This is a genomic window from Phenylobacterium aquaticum (genome assembly GCF_947378715.1).
GTDB lineage: Bacteria > Pseudomonadota > Alphaproteobacteria > Caulobacterales > Caulobacteraceae > Phenylobacterium > Phenylobacterium aquaticum_A.
In genome coordinates, this window is sequence record NZ_CANCLE010000200.1 from 1 (window position 1) to 6,469 (window position 6,469).

Annotated in this window: 8 protein-coding genes and 1 pseudogene; 3 read left to right on the top strand and 6 right to left on the bottom strand. The window is 68.7% G+C overall.

The annotated features are described in order from the left end of the window. From Q7P21_RS18560 to Q7P21_RS18585, 6 genes and pseudogenes are all read right to left on the bottom strand, one after another. Positions 1 to 278, bottom strand: a pseudogene (locus tag Q7P21_RS18560) (tRNA (N6-isopentenyl adenosine(37)-C2)-methylthiotransferase MiaB); the annotation flags it as partial. Positions 279 to 455: 177 nt separating this feature from the next. Continuing rightward, complete coding sequence (locus Q7P21_RS18565; RefSeq protein ID WP_304169701.1) at positions 456 to 863, bottom strand: Fur family transcriptional regulator; 408 nt, start codon at positions 861 to 863, stop codon at positions 456 to 458. Between the two features lie 38 nt (positions 864 to 901). Continuing rightward, positions 902 to 1,372: a GNAT family N-acetyltransferase gene (locus Q7P21_RS18570; RefSeq protein WP_304169699.1), complete on the bottom strand. Its 471-nt coding sequence runs from the start codon at positions 1,370 to 1,372 to the stop codon at positions 902 to 904. Continuing rightward, entirely contained in the window at positions 1,369 to 2,025 is a 657-nt protein-coding gene (gene tsaB / locus Q7P21_RS18575) for a tRNA (adenosine(37)-N6)-threonylcarbamoyltransferase complex dimerization subunit type 1 TsaB (protein ID WP_304179046.1), read from the bottom strand. The genes Q7P21_RS18570 and tsaB overlap by 4 nt, the downstream gene beginning before the upstream one ends. A gap of 47 nt (positions 2,026 to 2,072) precedes the next feature. Continuing rightward, positions 2,073 to 2,654 (bottom strand): NifU family protein, encoded by a 582-nt coding sequence (locus Q7P21_RS18580; RefSeq protein ID WP_304169697.1) that lies wholly within the window; start codon positions 2,652 to 2,654, stop codon positions 2,073 to 2,075. Positions 2,655 to 2,701: 47 nt separating this feature from the next. Beyond that, a complete protein-coding gene (locus Q7P21_RS18585; protein ID WP_304169695.1) occupies positions 2,702 to 3,133 on the bottom strand; it encodes an Rrf2 family transcriptional regulator in 432 nt (143 codons plus the stop codon). 302 nt (positions 3,134 to 3,435) lie between these two features. On the opposite strand from Q7P21_RS18585, the gene Q7P21_RS18590 reads away from it, so the two are divergent. From Q7P21_RS18590 to Q7P21_RS18600, 3 genes are all read left to right on the top strand, one after another. Further along, a complete protein-coding gene (locus Q7P21_RS18590) occupies positions 3,436 to 5,262 on the top strand; it encodes a potassium transporter Kup (protein WP_304169716.1) in 1,827 nt (608 codons plus the stop codon). 3 nt (positions 5,263 to 5,265) lie between these two features. Further along, positions 5,266 to 5,637: a hypothetical protein gene (locus tag Q7P21_RS18595; RefSeq protein ID WP_304169693.1), complete on the top strand. Its 372-nt coding sequence runs from the start codon at positions 5,266 to 5,268 to the stop codon at positions 5,635 to 5,637. A 72-nt stretch (positions 5,638 to 5,709) separates the two neighbouring features. Beyond that, the coding region (locus tag Q7P21_RS18600; protein ID WP_304179025.1) for an argininosuccinate synthase at positions 5,710 to 6,469 on the top strand (760 nt) is incomplete at its 3' end.

The window sequence follows — 6,469 nt, forward strand, 5'->3', positions numbered from 1 at the left end:
ACGCAGCCGGCCACGGCGATGGTCATGACCCCGTCGCCGGCGGCGGCCTTGGCGTCGCGCAGCTCGCGGATCTTGCCGAGCTCGGAATAGACCTTCTCGGTGGCCTTCTCGCGGATGTGGCAGGTGTTCAGCACCACCAGGTCGGCGCCTTCGGGCGTGTCGGTGACACCATAGCCCAGCGGGGCCAGCACATCGGCCATCCGCTCGCTGTCATAGACATTCATCTGACAGCCGTAGGTCTTGATGTAGAGGCGCTTGGTCGGCGCTGTCCCGGTCATGGGTTGGGTTATGGGGTCGAGGCGGGGCCGGCGCAAGCGTCCCACACCGTCAGCACCGGGACTCCTCGCCCCGCTTGCGGGGTGAGGTTGGGTGAAGGGCAAGGCGCGCGCCCGCGAGCGCTGCGATTCCGTAAGGACCCTCACCCTACCCTCTCCCGGAGGGAGAGGGGGAACGCCCTACTCCTCCAGCGGCGTGCCGTAGAGCTCCAGCCGGTGGTCGATCAGCTTGTAGCCGAGCTTGCGGGCGATCGCGACCTGCAGGGCCTCGATCTCCTCGTCGACGAATTCCACGACCTTGCCGGACTTCATGTCGATCAGGTGGTCGTGGTGGATCTCGGTGGCTTCCTCATAGCGCGAGCGGCCATCGCGGAAATCGTGGCGGGCGATGATGCCGGCCTCCTCGAACAGCCGCACGGTCCGATAGACCGTGGCGATCGAGATGTGCGGATCGACGGCGTGGGCGCGGCGATAGAGCTCTTCCACATCGGGGTGGTCATGGGCGTTGGACAGCACGCGGGCGATGACCCGCCGCTGCTCGGTCATGCGCATGCCTTTTTCGACGCAGAGGTTTTCGATGCGATCCACGAAACGCGGGCTCCCGAGTCAGACGATGGAGAATAGGGCTAGAGGGCGACGCTGTTAAGGTCGAGGCGCATCACCGCCGCATCGACCCGAACGCCATCCTCGCGGTCATAATAGCCGCGACGCAAGCCCGCCCGGCGAAATCCGATCCCCTCATAGAGGTGAAGCGCCGCCAGATTGTCGACGGCGACCTCCAGGAACATCTCCTCCGCGCCGGCCTGGCGCGCGAGACCGGCCGCCGCCAGGCTCAGGGCCTTGGCGACGCCGCAGCGGCGCGCGGGCGGGATCACGGCGAGCGTCAGGATCTCGGCCTCCCCGGCCACGGCGCGGCAGAGGATCATGCCGGTGGGGCCGGCGTCCTGGGCCAGCAGGGCGAAGGTTCCCGGACCCTCCAGCAGGGCGCAGAGCTCGGCGGCGCTCCAGCCGGGGCTGAAGGCCTGCCAGTGGACGGCGGCCAGGGTCTCGGCCTCGTCCTGGGCGGCGGGGCGCAGGGTCGTGGCGTCGATGGTCATGCGCCGAGCACCTTGCCGCCCGGCAGACGGGCGTCGGGCGCACGCAGATAGAGCGGCCGGGGCGGGACCGGGGGGCGAACGGCGGCCAGCCGGGCCACGGCGGCCGGGTCGGCGTGATCGGCGGCGATCAGACGGGCGCCGGGCAGGACCTGCGCCAGCAGGGCCGCGCCGCTGCCCACCAGGGTCGCCGGCCCATGGCCGGCCAGTTCGGCCAGGCGGGCCAGGGCCACGCCAATCTCCAGGGCGTCGGGCGCCATCAGGGCCGCCCCGCCGGCGAAGGCCTGCAGATAGACCTGGCCGCGCTTCGCATCGAGCACGGCGAAGACGGTTCCGGGCGCCTCGGCGGCCAGGGGTTCGGCCAGGGCCTCCAGCAGCCCCACCCCCACCACCGGGATCGACAGGGCCGCGCCCAGGCCCTTGGCGAAGGCCAGGCCGACCCGAAGACCTGTGAAGGAGCCGGGGCCGACGGTGACGCCGACCCGGTCCAGACGGTCAAAGCCCAGGGCGGCCTCAGCCATCACCTCGGCGACCAGGGGGGCCAGCCGCTCCTGGTGGCCGCGCAGCATGGGGTCGGCGCGGCGCGCCAGCACGCGCCCATCCTCGACGACGGCGGCCGAACAGGCGGCGAGGCAGGTGTCGAAGGCCAGAGTGATCATGTCCGCCCGGCGCTACACGATCGCCGGGGGCGCGGAAAGGGCGCTTAGAGCGCCTGCTCGACGCGGGTCACCTCGGGCACATAGTGCTTGAGCATGTTCTCGACCCCGGACTTCAGGGTCGCCGAGGAGGACGGGCACCCGGAACAGGCGCCGCGCATGTGCAGCCACACGACCCCGGTCTCGGGCTCGAAGCGGTTGAACAGGATGTCGCCGCCGTCCTGGGCCACGGCCGGGCGGATGCGGGTGTCGAGCAGTTCCTTGATCTCGGCCACCACCTGGGCGGTCTCGCCCTCATAGACGGTCTCGTCGTCGTGGCCGCCGGAATGGCCGCCGGCCGCCTCGCCGGTGAACAGCGACTGGCCGGAGGTAAAGTGGTCCATGATGGCGGCCAGGATCGGCGCCTTCAGGTGGGCCCAGTCCTCGTCGCGGCCCTTGCCGACGGTGAGGAAGTCCGCCCCGAAATGCACGCGCTCGACGCCGTCGATCGCGAACAGCTCGGCGGCGAGCGGCGAGGCGCCCGCCTCGTCGACGGAGCGGAAGTCCCGCGAGCCCTCGCCCAGGACGTCGCGTCCGGGCAGGAACTTCAGGACCTCGGGGTTCGGCGTGGCTTCGGTCTGGATGAACATGGAGCTGATGTGGCCCGTCCGCGCGCCCGGCGCAAGATATGCGGCGCTCAGGCGCCCCCCGCCACCCCGGACAACAGGTCGGCGACGGTGATGGCGGAGAGCCGCGCAGCGGCGGCCTGGTCGGCCAGGGCTATGGCCGCGCCCACCGCGTCGGGGATTTTCTCACCCACCGGACAGCCCTTGGCCCCGGCCGGCGGCACGCCCAGGTGGGCGCAGCCGGCGACCGCGCGCAGCACCAGGTCCAGGCCGATCAGATCGGCGGGCTTCAGCAGCCAGGCCCCGCCATGGGCGCCGGCCCGGGTGGCGACCAGCCCGGCCTGGGCCAACAGGCCGATGACCCGGCGGATCACCACGGGATTGGTCGGGATTGAGGCGGCCAGCTCCACGCTGGAGACCGCAGCCTCCGGCGACATCGCGCCGCGATGGGCGAGATAGGCCAGCGCGTGGGCGGCCACGGGAAATTTCTGGCTGTCGGCCATGATGGTTCCGAAACTAGGGCTGTCGCGCCCATGTTCAATGCCTAACCGCACCGCGCGACGATGGCTCGCGATCCGACCTCGGCGGCCCTGCGGCGGCTTGCCCACCGCCGCTGTCATTGAACCCCACTGGGAAAGGGTGTATCGCGCGCCGCTCACGACGGCATGGGGCCGGCCAAGGGAACCTGTTCGCGTGTTCCCGGAGATATTGGATGCCTGATCCGGCTGGACCTGCCCACGGGGCGGTCGAGGAGTCGCATCACTCCCTTCAAAAAGAGAGTTTCGCGGGCCTGGCGCTCGGCGCCATGGGCGTCGTGTTCGGGGATATCGGCACCAGCCCGCTCTACGCGATGCGCGAGGCGCTGGCCCATTCACGCAGCACGGTGAGCTCGGAGCTCGCGGTGTTCGGGGTCGTGTCCCTGGTGACCTGGGCCCTGATCCTGATCGTCACCATCAAATATGTCGTCTTCCTGATGCGGGCCGACAACAAGGGCGAGGGCGGCACGCTGGCGCTCATGGCCCTGGCCCAGCGCTCGCTCGGCAAGCGGTCGACGGCGGTGTTCTTCCTGGGCGTGATCGGCGCGGCGCTGTTCTATGGCGACGGCATCATCACCCCGGCGGTCTCGGTGCTCGGCGCGGTCGAGGGCCTGAAGGAGGCGCCCGGCATCGGTCGCACCCTGGCGCCCTACGTCCTGCCGGTCTCCGCGGTGATCCTGGTCGCCCTGTTCATGGTCCAGTCGCGGGGCACGGCCAGCGTGGCCAAGGCCTTTGGGCCGATCACCCTGGTCTGGTTCCTGACCCTGGCGGGCCTGGGCCTGGTCCATATCGTGGACGCGCCCCGCATCCTGCAGGGCCTGTCGCCGCACTATGGCGTGCTGTTCCTGTTCAATAACGGCTGGCTGGGCTTCGTGATCCTGGGCAGCGTCTTCCTGGCGGTGACCGGGGCCGAGGCGCTCTATGCGGACATGGGTCACTTCGGGAAGGACCCGATCCGCGCGGCCTGGCTGGTGCTGGTGCTGCCGGCCCTGCTGCTGAACTATCTGGGCCAGGGGGCGCTGGTGCTGTCGCATCCGGCGGCGCGGCATAACCCGTTCTTCCAGATGATCCCCGACGTGGTCTATTGGCCCGTCATGCTGCTGGCCACGGCGGCCACCGTCATCGCCAGCCAGGCGGTGATCACCGGGGCCTTCTCCATGACTCAGCAGGCGGTGCAGCTGGGCCTGTTCCCGCGCATCGACATCCGCCGGACCTCAGAGACCCAGGCCGGCCAGATCTTCGTGCCCCAGGTCAACAGCTTCCTGATGGTCGGCGTGCTGATCCTGCTGTTCACCTTCCGCACCTCGCACAACCTGGCCGCCGCCTATGGCATAGCGGTCACCGGGGCGATGTTCGTCGACACCCTGCTGTTCTTCGTGATCATCAAGTCGATGTGGAAGCGCCCGACCTGGCAGGCGGCGCTGGCCGCCGGCGCCTTCGGGATCTTCGACATCATCTTCATCTCGTCGAACCTCTTGAAGATTCCCCAGGGCGCCTGGCTGCCCCTGGTGCTGGGCGCGGCCATGGTGGTGATCATCTGGACCTGGACCCGGGGCGCCCAGATCCTGTCGGACAAGACCCGGCGCGATTCCGTGCCGCTGCTCGAACTGTCGGAAATCCTCAAGGCCCGGCCGCCGCATCGGGCGCCCGGCACGGCGATCTTCCTGACCTCGGACCCGGACCTCGCCCCCGTCGCCCTGATGCACAATCTCAAGCACAACAAGGTGCTGCACGAGAAGAACATCATCCTGACCGTGACCACCACCGAGACCCCCCGGGTCAAGGACGAGGATCGCGTGCAGATCGAGCCGATCAATGACGACTTCAAGAAGGTCACGATCCGCTACGGCTTCATGGAGAGCCCGAACATTCCCAAGGCGCTGGGTCTCTGCCGCAAGCTCGGGCTGAAGTTCGACATCATGGCCACCAGCTTCTTCCTCGGTCGCCGCTCCGTGGTGCCCGCCGCCCAGTCGGGCATGCCGCTGTGGCAGGACAAGCTGTTCATCTTCCTGATGAAGAACGCCGCCAATCCCACCGACTTCTTCAAGATTCCCCCGGGCCGCGTGGTCGAGCTCGGCACCCAGGTGACGGTCTAGCCCATGCCTATTCTCAGCCTCGCCGGCGACATCCTGTGGATCATCGCGCTCTCGATCATGGCCGGGGGCTCGCGCTCGGCCTGGGGCCGCATCGCGCCCGAGACCAAGGTGCCCCTGCAGTTCGCCCAGAACGGCGCGCCGACCTGGCGGTTCAGGCGCAACATCGCGCTCAGCGCCCTGCCGACGGTGGCCTTCGTGGTCGGCATCCTGCTGGTGCTGTTCAACCGCAATGTCGCGGCCAATCCCAACACCGCCCTGATCTTCTTCGGAGTGCGGGCGACGGTGGCGGCCCTGTTCGCGGTCATGCACCTGCGCTGGCTCACCGCCGCGCTGGAGCTTCTCGACCGCGAAGGTCTGCTCAAGCCCCTGGCATAGGGCTTGTGATTCAGAGCCTTTAGCCCTTTAAGGCCGCATCTCTCGCGCCTCCTGCCCAAGGATCCCCTCGTCATGGCCGCTCCCTCGATCAAGAAAGTCGTCCTCGCCTATTCGGGCGGGCTGGACACCTCGATCATCCTGAAGTGGCTGCAGACGGAATATGGGGCGGAGGTGGTGACCTTCACCGCCGACCTCGGCCAGGGCGAGGAGATCGAGCCGGCCCGGGCCAAGGCCCTGGCCGCCGGGGTGAAGCCGGAGAACATCTTCATCGAGGATGTGCGCGAGGAGTTCGTCCGCGACTTCGTCTTCCCGATGTTCCGCGCCAACACCGTCTATGAGGGCAGCTACCTCTTGGGCACCGCAATAGCCCGCCCCCTCATCGCCAAGCGCCAGGTCGAGATCGCCCATCGGCTGGGCGCCGACGCCGTCAGCCATGGCTCTACCGGCAAGGGCAATGATCAGGTCAGATACGAACTGGCCTATACGGCGCTCGCCCCCGACATCCACGTGATCGCGCCCTGGCGCGAATGGGACTTCAAGAGCCGCGAGGCCCTGCTGGAATTCGCCGAGAAGCACCAGATCCAGATCACTAAGGACAAGCGCGGCGAGGCCCCCTTCAGCGTCGACGCCAACCTGCTGCACTCCTCCTCCGAGGGGAAGGTGCTGGAGGACCCGGCCGTGGAAGCGCCCGAGTTCGTGCACATGCGCACCATCTCGCCGGAAGCCGCGCCGGATAAGCCCACCGTCTTCACCCTGGACTTCGAGAAGGGCGACCCGGTCGCTGTCGACGGCGTCCGGATGTCGCCCGCTGCGCTATTGACCAAGCTCAACC

Coding starts and splice junctions, on each gene's coding strand:
- Q7P21_RS18570 (WP_304169699.1), bottom strand. CDS start 1,372: ATGACCATCGACGCCACGACCCTGCGCCCCGCCGCCCAGGACGAGGCC.
- Q7P21_RS18580 (WP_304169697.1), bottom strand. CDS start 2,654: ATGTTCATCCAGACCGAAGCCACGCCGAACCCCGAGGTCCTGAAGTTC.
- Q7P21_RS18585 (WP_304169695.1), bottom strand. CDS start 3,133: ATGGCCGACAGCCAGAAATTTCCCGTGGCCGCCCACGCGCTGGCCTAT.
- Q7P21_RS18590 (WP_304169716.1), top strand. CDS start 3,436: ATGGGCGTCGTGTTCGGGGATATCGGCACCAGCCCGCTCTACGCGATG.
- Q7P21_RS18595 (WP_304169693.1), top strand. CDS start 5,266: ATGCCTATTCTCAGCCTCGCCGGCGACATCCTGTGGATCATCGCGCTC.